This is a genomic window from Streptomyces sp. NPDC008092 (assembly GCF_042957285.1).
Taxonomy (GTDB): Bacteria; Actinomycetota; Actinomycetes; order Streptomycetales; family Streptomycetaceae; genus Streptomyces.
The window spans coordinates 63,582-79,696 of the sequence record NZ_JBIBHY010000014.1; the positions used below are offsets into that span (position 1 = coordinate 63,582).

13 protein-coding genes and 1 pseudogene are annotated in these 16,115 nt (G+C 72.4%); 7 read left to right on the forward strand and 7 right to left on the reverse strand.

Annotated features, from left to right (window positions below; genetic code table 11):
- Nucleotides 1-39: 39 nt before the first annotated feature.
- Nucleotides 40-2,445 (reverse strand): SpoIIE family protein phosphatase, encoded by a 2,406-nt coding sequence (locus tag ACFZB3_RS37105; protein WP_391384005.1) that lies wholly within the window; start codon nt 2,443-2,445, stop codon nt 40-42.
- A gap of 281 nt (nt 2,446-2,726) precedes the next feature.
- Entirely contained in the window at nt 2,727-3,593 is an 867-nt protein-coding gene (locus tag ACFZB3_RS37110; RefSeq protein WP_391384009.1) for a CBS domain-containing protein, read from the reverse strand.
- Between the two features lie 433 nt (nt 3,594-4,026).
- On the opposite strand from ACFZB3_RS37110, the gene ACFZB3_RS37115 reads away from it, so the two are divergent.
- The 4 genes from ACFZB3_RS37115 to ACFZB3_RS37130 all read left to right on the forward strand — a co-directional run bounded on the left by ACFZB3_RS37115 (nt 4,027) and on the right by ACFZB3_RS37130 (nt 8,907).
- The gene (locus ACFZB3_RS37115) at nt 4,027-4,314 is read left to right on the forward strand and encodes a dsRBD fold-containing protein (RefSeq protein WP_391384012.1); all 288 of its coding nucleotides are present in this window, start codon (nt 4,027-4,029) and stop codon (nt 4,312-4,314) included.
- A gap of 151 nt (nt 4,315-4,465) precedes the next feature.
- Complete coding sequence (locus ACFZB3_RS37120) at nt 4,466-5,371, forward strand: DUF1918 domain-containing protein (RefSeq protein WP_391384015.1); 906 nt, start codon at nt 4,466-4,468, stop codon at nt 5,369-5,371.
- 183 nt (nt 5,372-5,554) lie between these two features.
- Nucleotides 5,555-6,430, forward strand: a complete 876-nt coding sequence (locus ACFZB3_RS37125) for a universal stress protein (protein ID WP_391384016.1) — start codon at nt 5,555-5,557, stop codon at nt 6,428-6,430.
- A 74-nt stretch (nt 6,431-6,504) separates the two neighbouring features.
- Complete coding sequence (locus ACFZB3_RS37130) at nt 6,505-8,907, forward strand: glycosyl hydrolase family 65 protein (RefSeq protein WP_391384019.1); 2,403 nt, start codon at nt 6,505-6,507, stop codon at nt 8,905-8,907.
- 54 nt (nt 8,908-8,961) lie between these two features.
- On the opposite strand, the gene ACFZB3_RS37135 is transcribed toward ACFZB3_RS37130, so the two are convergent.
- Complete coding sequence (locus tag ACFZB3_RS37135; RefSeq protein WP_391384022.1) at nt 8,962-9,864, reverse strand: universal stress protein; 903 nt, start codon at nt 9,862-9,864, stop codon at nt 8,962-8,964.
- 297 nt (nt 9,865-10,161) lie between these two features.
- On the opposite strand from ACFZB3_RS37135, the pseudogene ACFZB3_RS37140 reads away from it, so the two are divergent.
- Nucleotides 10,162-10,306, forward strand: a pseudogene (locus tag ACFZB3_RS37140) (hydrogenase formation protein HypD); the annotation flags it as partial.
- On the opposite strand, the gene ACFZB3_RS37145 reads toward ACFZB3_RS37140, so the two are convergent.
- The 3 genes from ACFZB3_RS37145 to ACFZB3_RS37155 are packed head-to-tail and all read right to left on the reverse strand — an operon-like array spanning nt 10,282 to nt 12,102.
- Nucleotides 10,282-10,470 carry a hypothetical protein gene (locus tag ACFZB3_RS37145; protein WP_391384644.1) on the reverse strand — a complete coding sequence of 63 codons (189 nt, stop codon included), beginning with the start codon at nt 10,468-10,470 and terminating at the stop codon, nt 10,282-10,284. The pseudogene ACFZB3_RS37140 and the gene ACFZB3_RS37145 sit on opposite strands and share 25 nt — an antisense overlap.
- A 46-nt stretch (nt 10,471-10,516) precedes the next feature.
- On the reverse strand, nt 10,517-11,110 hold the full coding sequence (locus ACFZB3_RS37150; RefSeq protein ID WP_391384646.1) for a hypothetical protein: 594 nt from the start codon (nt 11,108-11,110) through the stop codon (nt 10,517-10,519).
- Nucleotides 11,111-11,112: 2 nt separating this feature from the next.
- Entirely contained in the window at nt 11,113-12,102 is a 990-nt protein-coding gene (locus ACFZB3_RS37155; RefSeq protein ID WP_391384025.1) for an Acg family FMN-binding oxidoreductase, read from the reverse strand.
- 276 nt (nt 12,103-12,378) lie between these two features.
- On the opposite strand from ACFZB3_RS37155, the gene ACFZB3_RS37160 reads away from it, so the two are divergent.
- Nucleotides 12,379-13,365 carry a GerMN domain-containing protein gene (locus tag ACFZB3_RS37160; RefSeq protein ID WP_391384028.1) on the forward strand — a complete coding sequence of 329 codons (987 nt, stop codon included), beginning with the start codon at nt 12,379-12,381 and terminating at the stop codon, nt 13,363-13,365.
- Between the two features lie 75 nt (nt 13,366-13,440).
- On the opposite strand, the gene ACFZB3_RS37165 is transcribed toward ACFZB3_RS37160, so the two are convergent.
- Nucleotides 13,441-14,172 carry a CBS domain-containing protein gene (locus ACFZB3_RS37165; RefSeq protein ID WP_391384031.1) on the reverse strand — a complete coding sequence of 244 codons (732 nt, stop codon included), beginning with the start codon at nt 14,170-14,172 and terminating at the stop codon, nt 13,441-13,443.
- Between the two features lie 459 nt (nt 14,173-14,631).
- Between ACFZB3_RS37165 and ACFZB3_RS37170 the strand changes: the two genes are divergently transcribed.
- Complete coding sequence (locus tag ACFZB3_RS37170; protein WP_391384034.1) at nt 14,632-15,600, forward strand: Acg family FMN-binding oxidoreductase; 969 nt, start codon at nt 14,632-14,634, stop codon at nt 15,598-15,600.
- The last annotated feature ends 515 nt before the right edge of the window (nt 15,601-16,115 follow it).

Genomic DNA, 16,115 nt, shown 5'->3' on the forward strand with positions numbered 1-16,115 from the left:
GCAGCCGAAGCTGGACGATCCCCCTGCGGACCACGCTTCTCAGCACCCGATCTCCGCCCAGATCGTCTTCCCCTGGGCATGGTGACGTGTCCCCCAGCGATCGGCGAACTGGGCGACGAGCAGCAGGCCGCGGCCGCCCTCGTCATAGGTGCGGGCACGCCGCAGGTGCGGCGCGGTGCTGTTGCTGTCGGAGACCTCGCAGATGAGGGCACCGTCGCGGATGAGGCGCAATCGGATGGGGGGTTGCCCGTAGCGGATCGCGTTGGTGACGAGTTCGCTGATGACCAGCTCCGCGGTGAAGGCCACCTCGGACAGCCGCCAGGCCGCCAGTCTGGCCTCGACCCCCGCGCGGGCTCCGGCCACCGCGGCGGGGTCGGAGGGCAGGTCCCAGGTGGCCACCTGGCTGGCGTCGAGGATTCGGGTGCGGGCGACAAGGAGAGCGACGTCGTCTTGGGGCTGTTGGGGGAGCAGGGCCCGGATCAGGTCGTCGCACACGGCTTCCGGCGAGTGCGCGGACTCCTCCAGGCACCGAAGCAACTGTGCGAGGCCCTTGTCGAGGTCATGCTCGGGTCCTTCGACGAGGCCGTCGGTGTAGAGCGCGAGGAGACTCCCTTCAGGCAGCTCCCACTCGACCGTTTCGAAGGGCAGCCCGCCCACGCCCAGCGGAGGTCCAGGGGGTACGTCGACGAAGTACGCCGTACCGTCGGGCGTGACGACGGCCGGAGGCGGGTGGCCCGCGGTGGCGGCCGTGCAGCGGTGTGCAACCGGGTCGTACAGCACGTAGAGGCACGTGGCGATGAGCTCGGTGGGAACCCCGAGATCGGACTCGATCTCGGGGTCCGGAGTGGGATCCTCTTCGGTCGCCAGGTGGCTGACGAGGTCGTCGAGGTGGACGAGCAGTTCGTCGGTGGGGAGATCGACGTCGGCCAGCGTGCGCACTGCGGTCCGGAGCCGGCCCATGGTGGCGGAGGCGCGCAGGCCGTGGCCCACCACATCTCCCACCACCAGCGCGACCCGCGCACCCGACAGGGGGATCACATCGAACCAGTCGCCTCCCAGCCCTGCCCTGGTACGGGCCGGGCGGTAGCGATGAGCGACCTCGACCGCGTTCTGGGCGGCGAACCGCCGAGGGAGAAGGCTGCGCTGCAGGGCCAGTGCGGTGCCACGTTCGAGGGTGTACCGGCGGGCGTTGTCCACTGCGACAGCGGCCCGCGCTGCGATTTCCTGCGCCAGGAGCAGATCGTCGTCCTGAAACGGCTCCTGGCGCTGGTGGCGGGTGAAAACGGCTACGCCCAGGGTGATACCACGGGCACGCAGCGGGACGACCATGATCGAGTGGACTCCGAACGTCCGGACCACCCGCGACCGCTCGGGGTCCGCCTCCCCCCAGTCCCTGATCGCCCGGTCCAGGGCCCGGTGGCGCGAGGGACAGCCGGTGGCCATACAGCGCACGGGCGGCGTGGACTCCGGGTAGTAGTCCACGTCTCCCGGCCGGATCACCGCTTCGGGCACACCGGGGAGCACGGACTGCTGCCCGGCGCGGCGCAGGGCGACGGTGCCGGTCGCGGACGGGCTCGGTTCGACCCCCCGGAACAGCGAGTCGAGGAGGTCGATGGTGACGAAGTCGGCAAGCCGGCCCACAGCGACATCGGCCATCTCCTGGGCCGTCTGCATCACGTCGAGAGTGCTGCCCACCTGTGTGCTGACGTCGTTCAGCAGGGCGAGTCGCTCCCGGGCCAGATGTTGTTCGGTGACGTCGAGCGCGGTGAGTTGCACACGTCGCACCTGCCCCGCCGGAGTCTTGAGCGGAGACACGGTGATGGACCAGACTCTCTCGCGCGCCTCGGGCCGGGCTCTGCCCCGCACGTGGAACTGCTCGGGTTTCCCGGTCTCGAACACATGGCGCATACCGTCCTCGACCGAGTGGCAGATGTGGGGCGGCATGATCTCGGTGACCCGCCGACCGCGCAGTCGGTCTTCGGTGAGAGCAAGTTCGCGAACGGCGCCGGCACTTGCTCGCAGGGCCCGCAGTTCGGAGTCGTACACCATGACGGGCACATGGCCCTGGGCGAAGGCTTCCTCTGTCGTCGCAGTGCCCTGTTCTGCTTCGCCCGGCTCGGTGGCCACGACGAGCCGTTGTGCATGGCCTTCGCCGTCCAGCGACGGATACGTGCGCAGCCACGCCTCCAGTCGCCGGCCGTCCCGGTGCCGGAGCAGGACGGCGCCGCTTCGCCGGTCGAGGACCTCGGTGAATCCGCCGTCTATGTGCGCGTCCGCATCAAGGAGACGGGTCGCAGGACGGCCGACGACGTCTTGGCAGGAGTAGCCCAGCAGTCGCTCGGCGCCTGGGCTCCACCCCGTGACGATCCCCCGCGCATCGACCACGGCCGAGGCCGCCGGATCCGGGAGCGCTCCAGAGCCATTACCAGCGGTGTAATCGCGCATTTGGATCATCGCCCATCCGGCACACGGAATCCGGAGCCGTGGGGAACCGGCGCCGCGGCTGCCGGCCGTCCCTGCCGCCCCCTGTCCTCCTCCACTTCTACCGTTCCCCGCGCACGCTCGCAGGTCGGCGCTGTGCCTGTCGTGTGGCCCCGCGCCGGACCGAGTTCGGCGAACCCGCAGTCGGGACGCGGGGCGGGGCCGCGTGTGGGGCCTGGCCGTGTCTTGCGCATGGTCTCCGAGGCCGAGCTGTCGGCCAGCCCCGGGAAGGCCGGAACCCCAGGTCAGGCAGCGGTGAGGAGGTTCTTCACCTCGACGACGTCGGCGATGGCCTCCACCTCCGCCACGAGGCGGGCCGCGCCGGCCGGAGTCATCCGCCCCGCCAGCGCCACGATCCCGTCGTGAACGGTCACCTCCACGGCGTCCTGGTCGCCCGGCGAGCAGCACGCTTCGATCCGGTTCTCGACCTCCGACCGAATTCCGGAGTCGTCCCTGATCAGGGCCTGCAGCAGGGCATCGCGGCGCACGACGCCGACCAGGCGGCCGTCGCGGTCGGTGACGGGGAGCCTCTTCAGCCGGGACAGCGCCGCGAGCCAGGCTGCCTCGGCGACGGTCGCGCCCGGCAGCACCGTGATCGCGGGGCTCGTCATCAGGTCGGCGGCCGTCTCACCGCGCGCCTTGCCGTAGAGCCGTCGCTCGCGCAGCCGCCCGATGGGGCCGGGCCGGTGACCGGAGGCCTCGAAGGCCACCTTGGCGAGCAAATCGGATTCCGAGACGACGCCGACGACAAGGTCCTCGTCGTCCACCACCGGGAGTGCGCCGACCTGTTCGCGCGCCAGCAGCCGGGCGATGTCGCGGTACGGCAGGTCGTCGCGCAGTGCGGCGGCGGGCACGTCCATCACCTCCCGCACCAGCCCCGGCCCGGGAGGGGGCGGGGGCAAGGCGGTGGAAGGCTGGGAGCGGGTGGTGCCCCCTACCGGTGCCGTCAGGGCCTGCGCCTCGCTGCCGGCGTGTCTGGCGGCGGCCGTGGCCACGGCGCCCAGATAGCGGAGCAGCATGTCCGGCCGTTGCGACTCGCCGGGGCTCCAGGGGCGGGCAGGCCGGTCCCGACGGGCCTCGGCCTCCGCGGAGAAGTTCTCGTGTTTGTTCACGGTGGCCTCCCGATTCCGTGGACTCGCCTTCCGTCCCAGTCTTTCGCTCCGACCGGTCCTGCCAAGAGCCGAACGGCCCAGGGAAACGGCGTGACGGCCCTGTCCGGTGCGGCATGCGCCGGGAACGGTGAGACTGAAGAAGCAGCCGACCGGGCAGAGGCCGCGATGAATATGCGGGACCTTCCGGAACGGTTCCGCCCGGCGGGGACACCGGGTGCATCCGCTGCCGGGGTCCCTGCCGACCGTACGGGAGAGAGGGCCGCGGAGCTGGGGCCCGCCCTCGCCCACTCCGCTGGGTGCCGCTGGGGCCGGACGCCGGTTCCGTAGGGACGTTCGGCCCTGGAAACCGGGCGCGCCGCCGTTCGACGGTGGGACACGGAGGGGGAACCGGACGGCGACCCGCCGTCGGATGTTCCGTGGTGAGGAGGAAGCCATGCCGCACACGGCGCAGTGGAAAGTGAGTCTCCGACTCTTCGAAGAGGACGACGGGACGACGAAGGCGCACGTGGTGCTCGACACCGGCGCCTCCGCGCTCACCGCGATCGGAACCGCACACTGTCATCCGGCGGACACGAACGTGCCCGAGATCGGCGACGAACTGGCGGCGGGCCGGGCCATGAACGCCCTCGGCCGGCAGCTTCTCAACACCGCCGAATGCGACATCGAAGGCATGGGTGCACCTCTGCCGGGCGACAGCCAGAGGACAGGATGGGCCATCTGAAGCCAGCCAGGGTGACGAGGCGGGTCCCGAGCCGCGGTACCGCCGAAAGCGGCCCACGCCACGTTCCTGATGCCCGGTTTCCGTCCCATGCGGCGACACGGCACACGTGGCACGTTGGATACAGCGGCATTCTGAGGAGAGGGTGGCGATCATGCATGCTCACCTCGGCGACCAACTCGTCGTCGAGAGCCCGGCGACCGGCGCGGCCCACCGCGACGGCGAGATCGTCGGACTCCACCACGAGGACGGCACGCCTCCCTACGACGTGCGCTGGTCGGACACAGATGAAGTCACGCTCGTGTTCCCAGGTCCCGACGCGCACATCCGCCACCTTGAACGAGAGGATCCCGCGCTGGTGCGAGAGACGCGGCCGGAATCCACGTCCGCCGCCACCGTACCCACGGGGACGGCAGACCCCGGCGACATCGGCCGGCGCGTGGCCGTCGAGCGCCGTAGACGAGGGATAACCCGGGTGGAGACGGCCCGCCGCGCCAGGATGTCGCCCGACTATCTCGCCTATCTTGAGGAGCACCCCGCGGACCCGGGGCTGGGGACTCTCGTCAGGCTCGCCGACGCGCTGGGTACCACGGTGACCGCACTCCTGGGCGCCGGCATCGGTCGCCCGCCCGGCCAGGGACATGCGCTGCTGCACCCCCGGTTCCGGGAACTCGGCCCCGAGGAGTGCCGCACCCTGCTCTCCACGCACGGTGTGGGGCGCGTCGCCGTGTCGGGGGCCGACGACCGCCCGGTGGTCGTCCCGGTCAACTACGAGGTCGTCGACGAGGCCATCGTCTTCCGGACCGCGCCGGACTCGGTGGCCGCCAGGGCCGCGGAGACCGAGGTCGCGTTCGAGGTGGACCGCCTGGACGAGGCGTTCAGCCAGGGCTGGAGCGTCCTCGCCGTCGGTCCGGCCGGCGTTGTGACGGACCCCGACGCCGTACGCAGGCTCGCCCAGCGTGCCCACACGACCCCCTGGCCGGGTGGCGAGCGCGAGATGTGGGTGTCGATCCGGCCCACGAGCCTCACGGGCCGCCGGATCACCGCGAACGGTCAATAGCCGTTCCCGCGCCGATCCGCCCCGGCGTGCCATGCCCCGGCCGCTGACTTGCGCAGAAGCCGCCGCAGCCGGGAGCCGGTCGGCGTGTCGCGGCGGTCGGCAGACGGTGCGACGGTGTTCACAGGGGCCTGTCCGCAATCACCGGGGCCTCTCTGCAACCGGACGGCGAAGGCGGTGACGACGATGGAACTCCCCCTGGTCGTGGGTGTCGACGGCTCGGACTCCAGTCTGCTGGCGGTCGACTGGGCGGTGGACGAGGCAGCACGCCAGGGGCTGGCGCTGCGCCTGATCCATGCCTCCCGGTGGGAACGCTACGAGGAGGTCCGCCCCTCGTTCGGCGCCGGGCGTCCGGCCGAGGAGGTCCTGGCACAGCACATCGTCGCCTCCTGTGCCGAACGCGCCGGACTGCGTAATCCCGAGGTCAAGGTGTCGGCCGAGGTGTTGCCCGACGACCCCGTGTCCGCGCTGCTGGCAGCGGGGTCTGACGCCTTCGCCCTGGTCACGGGCGCCCGTGGGCTCGGACGGATCGCCGGGATGCTGCTGGGTTCGGTGAGCCTGGCCGTCGCGGCTCGTGCCGCGTGCCCGGTCGTCGTGGTCCGTGGCACGGAACACGCCCGCCAGGGAGCCGGCGGCCGGGTCGTGGTGGGGGTAGGGGATCCCGAGGGCAGCACCGGCGCCGTTCGGTTCGCCGTGCGTGCGGCCGAAGCACGCGGCTGCGGTCTGACCGCCGTACGGGCGTGGCGCACCCCGACCGTCGAGCCCGTGGACCACATGCCGGCCGCCGGCGACGACGCCCGGCTGCGCGAGCAGCGGGCCTCCGCCGCCCTCGACGACGCGCTGTGCGAGGCCGAGCGGGAGCACCCCCGGGTGGAAATCCGTCGACGCGCGGTCGAAGGCCCCGCCCATCGCGTCCTGCTGGACACGACGGCAGAGGCCGACCTCGTCGTGGTCGGCGCCCGGCGTCGGCAGGGTCACTTCGGCCTGCAGCTCGGCAGGGTCGCGCACGCCCTGCTCCATCACTCCGAGTGCCCGGTCGCCGTCGTCCCGCAGCCGGTCTGAAACCCGCCGCATGGCCTTGGGGACCTGCACCGCCCCGGCAGGAGAGTGCCGCCGGGGCGACGGAAAGGTTGCGGATGTCGGAGTGGACATGGGAGTGGACGGGCTACGACCCCGCCGCCGAGCGGTTGCGTGAATCTCTCTGCACACTGGGCAACGGCTACTTCGCCACGCGGGGCGCACTGCCCGAGTGCCGGGCGGGGCTGGTCCACTACCCGGGAACCTATGCGGCCGGGTGCTACAACCGGCTGGAGTCGACCGTGGCGGGCCGGCAGGTGGTGAACGAGGACCTGGTCAACCTGCCGAACTGGCTACTTCTCCGGTTCCGCCGGCGCCGCGCCGGGGGTGCCTGGGGCCCATGGTTCTCCCCGCACCCGCACACGCTCCTTGAGCACAGCCACACCCTGGATCTGCGGCGCGCGACGCTCACCCGCTCCTTCCGCCACCGCAACCACGAGACAGGCGTGCTCAGTGTCGAGCAGACCCGCCTGGTGCACATGGAGGATCCTCACCTGGCCGCGCTGCGGACGGTCTTCGCGGCGGAGGACTGGTCGGGAGAGATCGAGGTCGAAAGCTCCCTCGACAGCAAGGTGATCAACGGCAACGTGCACCGCTACCGCGCCCTCGACCGCCGTCACCTGACCGGAGTCCGGACAGGAACTCGTGAGCCCGGCACCGTCTGGCTGAGCTGCCGGACCACCGCGTCGGGCGTCGTGGTCGCCCTGGTGGCCCGGACGACGGTCGTCGCCGACCAGCCCGTCGTGTCATCGGCTTTCCGTCCGACCCGCCACCGCGCCGTCAACCGCCTGGTGATCCCGATCGCTCCCGGCCGACCCGTCACCGTGGACAAGACCGTCGCGCTGCACACCTCACGGGACACCGCGATCAGCGATCCGCTGGGCGCGGCGCTCGACCGGGTGTCCGCAGCGGCGGACTTCTCCGCCCTCCTGGACTCCCATGCCGCCGCCTGGGAGCGGTTGTGGCGGCGCGCGGACATCCAGGTACCGGGCGAGGCGGGCCGGATCCTGCGGCTCCATCTCTTCCACGTGCTGCAGACGCTGTCACCGCACACCGCGGACCTCGACGTGGGCGTGCCCGCGCGGGGGCTGCACGGGGAGGCGTACCGCGGTCATGTCTTCTGGGACGAGCTGTTCGTGCTGCCGTATCTCGACCTGCACTTCCCGGAGGTCTCCCGGGCGCTGCTGGACTACCGCTACCGGCGCCTCCCCCGTGCCTGCAGAGCCGCCGCCGAGGCCGGCCGGACCGGGGCGATGTACCCGTGGCAGAGCGGCAGCGACGGCCGTGAGGAGACTCAGGAGTGGCATCTCAACCCGGGTTCCGGCCGCTGGCTGCCAGACCACTCCCGGCTCCAGCACCATGTCGGCTCGGCGATCGCCTACAACGTCTGGCAGTACTGCGAGGCCACCGGCGACACGCAGTACCTGCACACCAGAGGCGCGGAGATGCTGCTGCAGATCGCCCGGTTCTGGGCGGACCTCGCCGTCCTCGACCCCGGCACCGACCGCTACCGGATCCTCGGCGTCGTCGGACCCGACGAGTACCACGACGGCTACCCGGGCGCCGCGCGGCCGGGACTGGACGACAACGCGTACACGAACGTCACCGCGGCCTGGGTGCTCACCCGCGCTCTGGAACTTCTGGAGCGTCTGCCCACCTGGCGCCGCGACGAACTCTTCGAGCAGATCGGGCTCGGCCCCGAGGAGCCGCCGAGGTGGGAGGAGGTCTCCCGTCGGCTGCGGGTGCCCTTCCACCAGGGCCTCGTCAGCCAGTTCGAGGGGTACGACGCTCTCGCCGAGCTGGACTGGGACGCCTACCGCGCGCGGTACGGCGCCATACGGCGGCTGGACCGGATCCTGGAGGCCGAGGGCGACACCGTCAACCGCTACAAGGCGTCCAAGCAGGCGGATGTCCTCATGCTCGGCTACCTGTTCTCGCCCGCCGAACTGAGGTCGCTGTTCCGGCGTCTCGGGTACGAGCTGGACGACGACATCTGGCGCCGCACCGTGGACTACTACCTGCGGCGCACCAGCCATGGCTCCACCCTCAGCGAACTCGTCCACGGCCTGGTCCTGGCCAGGGCCAGACGGGCCGACGCGTGGCAGTACGTCCACGAGGCCCTGGAGGCGGACATCGCCGACATCCAGGGCGGTACCACCGGTGAGGGCATCCATCTCGGGGCCATGGCCGGGACCCTCGACCTGGTCCAGCGGGGCCTGACGGGGCTGGAGACCCGCGAGGACTCCCTGTGGCTGGACCCGGTCCCGCTGCCCCCGCTCTCCGAGTACGGATTCACGGTGCGCTATCGCGGTCACTGGGGTGTCGGCGTACGACGCCGCAACGGGCGGCTGGGGATCGCCGTACCCGATTCGGAGAGGTCACCGATCCGTGTGGTCCTGGCGGACCGGGCCGTGACCATCGCCCCCGGGGAGACGTGCACGCTCATGCTGCGGGAGGAGTGACCGGGGGCGAGCCGGTACCTGGGCCTGCTGCGTCGGCGTACCCGCGGAGATCCCTCAGGCGTGGGCCACGACGGCCACGGGGCAGCCGACATGGTGGATGGCGGCGTGGGTGACGGGGCCGGTGTGCGGTCCTGCCGGGCGTTCGGTGATACGGCGCCCGACGACGAGCAGGCCCGCCTCGGCCGTCGCGTGGACCAGCACGGTCTGCGGCCGGCCCTCCGTGACGGTCTCGACGACCTCGACCCCGGGATACTTGTCGCGCCACACCCGCAGGACGGCCGTCAGGAAGCCGAGCCACTCGTCGCCCCGCTCCGGGGCGCTGACCAGTCCGAGGTCCCCGGGGCCGAGCCCGATCGGGAAGGGTTGCCGCCAGGCGTGGACCACCCTGAGGCGAGCCCCGCGCAGCCGGGCCGCCTCGAAGGCGAACTCGATCACCTCGTCGCAGGGGTCGGCGAGGTCGATGCCCAGGACGACATCCCGGCATGCGGTGCGGGTGGACGCGCTGCCGTCGGCGGCGGGCAGGTGTTCGTCGGCAGGCTCCTCCCCCGCCCGGACGAGGACGACAGGGCGCTCTGCCCGTGCCACCACGCCAAGTGCCACCGAGCCGACCACGAAACCGGTGAATGCGCTCAGCCCACGCGAGCCCAGCACCAGCAGCTCGGACTGTTCGGCGGTCTTCAGCAGGGCGGCGATCGCGGGTCCCTCGACCTGCTCGTCGTTCAGGCGGACATCGGGGCAGGTGCGGCGGACGCGTTCCTCGGCCTGGCGCAGGGAGCGCCGGGCAAGGTACCGCTGGGCGGCGTTGGCCTGTTCACCGGACTCCTGACGGGGGTGCCAGTTCCAGGCGTGTACGAGGCGGAGCGGCCGGTCACGGCGGACCGCCTCGTGCGCGGCCCACTCGGCGGCGGCCAGGCCCTCGGCGGATCCGTCGACTCCGACGGTGACGGGCGCAAGCATGACGGTTACCTCCTGTGTTCGGACTGGTCTCGGTCCCAGCGTCTTCCTGCGGCCCGCCACCGGACAGGGGCCGCCAGGGCTCCGGCCGGGTCCGTTCGGCCCCCTCTCACCCACTCCGTCCTGGGAGATGTTCTGTTCATGTCTCCCGGCGGCCAGGCCTTGTCTCTGGAAGCGCCGTGTTGGTGGTGCTCGGCCGGCGCACGGCAGCAGCGCACGAGCGCTGCCGGACGGCGTCCGATGCTGGGTCGCCGTCATGCCGTCGTTGGTCCCGGCGGGGCAGGTCGACCGGGCCGTCGTCTTCCCCCCTGCGCGATGACCGCGCCTGCTCGACGACCTGGACTGCGAGGTGCCCGTCTTCCTGGCGGCCGGGCATGTGTGCGCGGTGATGGGCCGGCGCGAGTACGAACCCGTCGTCCGTTACTCGTCCGTCGCCGTGGAGATCGAGGAGAGTGCCGTACCCGAGACGGAGGCGGTCGCCTCGACCTGCGATCTGCTCCATCTCGACCCGCCGGTGGTCGCCGACGAGGGCTCCATGGTGGCGTTCGTCGACGCGGACGCGTCCGCCGCCCTGCGGGCGATGCCGGAGGGCGCGCAGGCAGTGCGCATCGTGGAGATGCCGCTCGGTGAACAGTTCCCCAGGATCTGCCGGGCGTCAGCCCTTCCTCCCGCCCCGCTGCCGGTCCATCCGGGCCCACTCCGTCTCCCACCGGGCGAGCCGCCTGCGGTCGAGCCAGGCACACCCGCACCGGCCGACGAGGAGTACCGCGACCGCGCCGGTCACCGCGGCCACCATGCCCAGGGCCGCGCCCTCCAGCCGCACCTGGCCTGCCGTCGCGGGCGCCGGAACCAGGCGGCCCTCGTCGTCCAGCCAGACCCGCGTGGTGCTCCCGGCCTTGGCACCGGCTTCGACCCGGGCGACGCCCGTGCGCGTCGTGCCGTCCTGCGCGGTCCAGCGCACGCCGGCCCAGTCGTCCGCGCTGCCGGTGCCGTCGACCGCGGCCGTGGAGCGCACCGGGTCCTCGGTCAGTACGGCCGACACCGGGTGCCGCTCGGTGCGCAGGGCGGCGGCGTCGCGTGCGACGAAGTCGGCGGTGAGCACGCCCGCGGCGACGGCCGCGAGCAGGGCCAGGGTCCAGAAGGCCGGCAGCAGCCACCCCTCGACGAGGTAGCTGCGGGGCCTGAGCGGGTTGCGGCGCAGCCGCCACCACCGGCTCCCGGCCGTCCGTACGGGCCGCACCGTTGCCATCGTCACCACCTGGCCAGGCTGCCGTCGCGGACCAGGACCTCGGCGGGCGGGCGGCGCGGCGCGGTCCATGTCTGTGCGGGGTGGCCAAGCCTCAGCAGCGTCTGCGGAAAGTTCCCGGCCGTCAGGCGATGGCGCATCTGGGCGCGCAGCACCGGTAGTTCGAGGGGCTGGGTGTGAAAGGCGGCCATGACACCGCGGGCGGCGGCGGCCAGCAGGACACGCTGGAGTGCCTGCCCCGACCGCAGCCAGTCGTGGCGGTCGTCGCATGGGGTGGACAGCACCGCGACGGTGCCCGTCCCGTGGTGGCGCCTGCGGGACGGCAGGAGGTAGCGGCGGGCGAGGCCGAGGTAGTCGCGACCGGCGAGGAGGGTGCCGTCCGGGTGGTACCGGCAGGCCTCGACAGGCACCCCGCCGTGCCCGAGGCCGCGCATCACCTCGGCGGCGTGTCCGGGATCCGCGCGGTGGGTGTCCTCGGCAGTGCGCACCAGTTCCGCGAGCACGTCCAGCTCCTCGGACTCGTCGAAGAGCTGGAGGACGGCGCCCTCCACCCGGGCGTGCTCGCGCAGCTCGTCCACGAGGTCGTCGGGCAGCGACTCGTCCATGAACGGCCCGCGGTGGGTGTGGCGGCGGGCGATCGCGTCGGCGAGTTCCGCCTCGTCGGGGGTGACCGGGGCGTGCGTCGCGAAACCCACGCGGGCCAGGAAGGCGGGGCTGCCGGGCTCCGGCAGGAGCTCGACGACCGGCCGGAACCCGAGGTGCCGTACGGCCGTCCGCGCGTTGAACAGCGCCGCCCCGCAGGCGATGACCATCTCCCTGCCGCCGGGGTCGGTGAGGATCATGCGGCGCCCGACGTCGGCGTGCACCTCGAAGCCGTGGTCGTGGCCCTCCTCGACGAAGAACCAGGGCTGGCTGTTGTGCGGGGAGGGCGCGAGGGAAGCGGCGCGAGTCAGGTGCACCGCCGCGTGGCCGGGTTTCTCGTACGACACGGACATGGTGGATCCCGCCTCTCGCGGACGGTCCACCCTTCGTGAACCGTCCAACCCCAGCGTCCCCGCTCGTGCCGCCCCGCGGCATGGGCCGACGGTCCCGGCACCAGGCCTCAGCGGCCCTCCCTCATCCCGGCAACTGCCGATCGCCCGGCCCACGGTGGTCCTTCCTGAGCCGAACCGCCCTGGCCTGCACGTCCGTTCGGCCCGATGTCGGGGGCCGAACGGCACTGGGGGATGCCCCCGGCGGGCGGTTCGCTGGAAGTGTCGGAGGAGGCTGCCATGTTCAGCGACACACCGTACGCCCGCCGCGCCCGCCGCCACCGCTCCACCGTGGTCACGGCGGCGCTGGCTCTCCCTCTGCTCACGCTCGCCGGCTGCGGCACGACCACCGCTCCCGGCACGCCCGCCGGAACGTCGTCCCTCGTGGACAGCGGGACGTCGGGCGGCACGACCGGTGCCCCGGCGCCCTCCGCCTCCCCGGCCCCGACCTCCGCGGCACCGAAGGCGGCGGCACCGAAGTCCTCGGCCGACGGCTCCGGCACGTCGGCGGCCAGGAAGGTCCGTACCGCGGTGTACTTCCTGCACGGCGCGAAGGTCTCACCTGCTCCGCGCACGGTCGCCGCCCCGGCAACCGCCACGGCGGCGCTGCGCGCCCTGCTGGCCGGCCCCAGCCGCTACGAGGGCAGCCGGTCCCGCACCACCGCGATCCCGCCAGGCACCGAGCTGCGTTCGGTCGCCGTCCGCAACCACGTCGCGACGGTCGATCTGTCCGGCCGATACGACGACACCGGCGGCAGCGGGTCGATGCGGGCCCGCCTGGCTCAGGTCGTGTTCACACTGACCCGTTTCCCGGCCGTCCACAAGGTGGCGTTCGAGATCGAGGGCAAACCGGTCACGTACTTCGGCCCGCAGCGGATCGTGCTCAACGGGCCGGTCGGCCGCGCCGACTTCGAGGACGTGTCCCCGGCGGTCCTGGTCGAGTCGCCGCTGCTCGGCGATACGGTCCGCACGCCGCTGCACGTGTGGGGCAGCGCGAACACGTTCGAGGCCGAGTTCCGGCTGAAGGTGACCGACGCGACCGGGCACAAGGCCGCCGACGTCCTGGTACGGGCCACGTCCGGCACCGGCACCCGCGGCACCTTCGACGTCACCGTCCCCTACCGGGCCGTCCGGTCCGGTCCCGGCCTGCTCACGGCGTACTTCGTGTCACCGAAGGACGGCCGGCCGGTGACCGTGGACACCGTGCCGCTGACGGTGAACCGCTGACGCAGGCCTACGGAGTGTGTGGTCCCCGGCGCGTGACGCGCCGGGGACCACACACTCCGTGCCGGCGGCGCCGCGTCACAGCTTCCGCAGCCATTCGTCGGCGACCCCGTGCATCGCCCGGTCGTCGGGTCGGACGTGTGAGTCGTCCAGCCGGAAGGTGAGCTTGTCGACGACCGCGACCACGCCGTCGATCTGACGGGTCATGGAGACGGCGATCTCCGTGTCGGTCTTGCGGTCCATCTGGCCGGCCAGGGTGACCACGCCCTCCGTGACGGACACGTCGATGCTGCGCGGCTGCAGCCACAGGGCGCGCTCCAGCACCTCCTCGACGACCTGTGTACGGATCTCCGCGTCGGGTCGCAGGAAGACCTGCAGCAGGTCGCGGCGGGTGACGATGCCGACGAGCCGCTGCTCCTCGTCCAGGACGGGCAGCCGCTCCACGTGGTGCAGGGCCATGGTGCGGGCGGCCACGACGATGGTGTCGTCGGCGTGGACCGTGACGGGCGGAGCCGTCATCAGCCGACCCGCGGTGCGGGCCCGCGCCTTGGCGGCCCGCGTCCGGCCCCTGCGGGTCAGGCCGGCGAGTCGATGGTGCTTCTTCGGCTCGTAGGGGTCCGGGGTGTCGGCCTGCCGGATCATCAGGTCGGTCTCCGAGACGACTCCGACGACCTTGTCGTCCTCGTCCACGACCGGCAGGCCGCTGATGCGGTACTCGCCGAGCAGCCGGGCCACTTCCTTGAAGGGCGTCGCCTGCGCGGCGCGGACGACCTCCGTGGTCATCACGGAGCCGACCTTGTTGTGCTTCATGGCTTTCCTCCTCGACGGAGCCGACGCGGACACGAAGTCGGGGCCCGGGCGCCGGCAGGCGGGTGTTCGACCGGAAGCGGCCGATGCTCCGGTGGGTGTACCTCCGAAGTCCGGCGCGGTCGTCGGCCCGCGCCTCATCGCCGAGTCTTCCCAGGTCTGTTGACACCTCGAAGCGTCCACCTGAACCGGCCGCGTCCCCATGGGCTGTTCGGGACCGATCGAGGACCTGTCGGCCTTCGATCCGGGCCGGGTCTCCGGTAGGGCGGGCTCGGTCCGCGGGCGAACAGGTCTGCCCTGTCCGCCGGTTCGCCTTCGTCCCTGCGGTCGGCCGCGTCCGGGACTTCCGGCGCGGCGCGGGGCCGTCCGGCCCCTGCCCCACCGCCGGCGGGCGGGGCCACCGTGGACGGAGCTTCCGACCAAGCCCGACGGCCCCTGGTCACCGAGCGGGGAGGAGACCCCATGTCCACCACGCTGCTCGACGTGGCGACCCTGGAGAAGATCGTCTCGGCTGCTGTGGCCGCCCCTTCGATCCACAACACCCAGCCCTGGCGATTCCGGCTGGACCCGGAGACGGCGACCCTGCAGATCCGGGCGGCCGCCGACCGCGGTCTGCGACACATCGACCCTTCCGGGCGCGCGCTGCACCTCTCGGTGGGCTGCGCGCTGTTCAACGTGCGGCTGGCTGTCGCGCACTTCGGCTGGGAACCGGTGACCCGGCTGCTGCCCAGGCCCGACGAGCCCGACCTGCTGGCCGCCGTCCGCCTCGGCGGTCCCGTCCGCTTCTCGCCGGCCGCGGGGCTGTACGACGCCGTGTGGCGCCGGCACAGCAGTCGCTTCCCCTTCTCCGACCGGCCGCTGCCCACCTCCCTGCTGCACGAGCTCGCCGAGGCGGTGCACGCCGAGGGGGCCCTGCTCGGCTACCCGGATCCCGGCGAGACGGACCGCCTGCTACGGGTGACGCTGGAGGCGGAGCGGCGCAACACGGCCGACCGCGAGCGGGGAGCGGAGAGCCGCCGATGGATCCGGGAACCGGACGGCACGGCGCTCGGCGTTCCGCCGTCGGCCGTAGGGCCGCAGGACTACCGGGACCGGGTTCCGATGCGGGACTTCGGGGCGCACCGCCACCCTGCCGAGCTCGCCGCCCGCACCTTCGAGCAACGACCCACGATCGCCGTGCTCTCCACCGCGCACGACCGCCGGGCGGACTGGCTGCGGGCCGGTCAGGCGCTTCAGCACGCCCTGCTGGTGGCGACGGCCGCCGGCGTGCGGGCGTCGCTGCTGCACCAGGCACTGGAATGGCCGGAGCTGCGTGAGCAGTTGACAGGGCCGCAGGACGGCCGGGTGTTCGCGCAGATGGTGATCCGTCTGGGGTACGGACCGGAAGGGCCTGCCTCCCCGCGGCGTACGGCGGCGCAGACCCTGGAGTAGGACCCGCCCGTGCGTCGCCGGGAGCGCGCCGCGGGTCGGCGTTCCCGCGCTGCGCCCACCTGCAAGGCACCGAACGGGCCACTCGGGCAGTCCACTCGGCCCTCGCGAGCGCCCGCGGACCGCGATCTCCTGAGAGTGCGGGATGTGAGCTGATGTCCGTTTCGGGGTTGGGTCTGGGTGAGGAGCCCTGGTCGGCGGGGCGAGTGGACGGTCAGGGGCGGGGCTGCCCCGTGTGACCAGGCGTTTCAGCTTGAACCGGATACGGCGTCGGTCCATGACGGCAGCGCCCACGCCGTCCAGGCCCGCCGCGCGGACGTCCTGCACGCGGCCTACCGCTCCCACCCGGAACGCTTCCACCGCCGCCCCGTCCCGCCACCCCTGCCGGAGCGCGTGTGGATCAACCTACCCACCACCGAATCCACTGACGAAACGTCATCACAGGTCGCACAAGCAGCCTGACCTCTCACTCGGATTGACAGTTACCGGACGGTTGACAGTCAAAGGGATCGAAAATC

Coding starts and splice junctions, on each gene's coding strand:
- ACFZB3_RS37105 (WP_391384005.1), bottom strand. CDS start 2,445: ATGCGCGATTACACCGCTGGTAATGGCTCTGGAGCGCTCCCGGATCCG.
- ACFZB3_RS37115 (WP_391384012.1), top strand. CDS start 4,027: ATGCCGCACACGGCGCAGTGGAAAGTGAGTCTCCGACTCTTCGAAGAG.
- ACFZB3_RS37120 (WP_391384015.1), top strand. CDS start 4,466: ATGCATGCTCACCTCGGCGACCAACTCGTCGTCGAGAGCCCGGCGACC.
- ACFZB3_RS37125 (WP_391384016.1), top strand. CDS start 5,555: ATGGAACTCCCCCTGGTCGTGGGTGTCGACGGCTCGGACTCCAGTCTG.
- ACFZB3_RS37130 (WP_391384019.1), top strand. CDS start 6,505: ATGTCGGAGTGGACATGGGAGTGGACGGGCTACGACCCCGCCGCCGAG.
- ACFZB3_RS37135 (WP_391384022.1), bottom strand. CDS start 9,864: ATGCTTGCGCCCGTCACCGTCGGAGTCGACGGATCCGCCGAGGGCCTG.
- ACFZB3_RS37145 (WP_391384644.1), bottom strand. CDS start 10,470: ATGCGCACTGCCTGCGCGCCCTCCGGCATCGCCCGCAGGGCGGCGGAC.
- ACFZB3_RS37150 (WP_391384646.1), bottom strand. CDS start 11,110: ATGGCAACGGTGCGGCCCGTACGGACGGCCGGGAGCCGGTGGTGGCGG.
- ACFZB3_RS37155 (WP_391384025.1), bottom strand. CDS start 12,102: ATGTCCGTGTCGTACGAGAAACCCGGCCACGCGGCGGTGCACCTGACT.
- ACFZB3_RS37160 (WP_391384028.1), top strand. CDS start 12,379: ATGTTCAGCGACACACCGTACGCCCGCCGCGCCCGCCGCCACCGCTCC.
- ACFZB3_RS37165 (WP_391384031.1), bottom strand. CDS start 14,172: ATGAAGCACAACAAGGTCGGCTCCGTGATGACCACGGAGGTCGTCCGC.
- ACFZB3_RS37170 (WP_391384034.1), top strand. CDS start 14,632: ATGTCCACCACGCTGCTCGACGTGGCGACCCTGGAGAAGATCGTCTCG.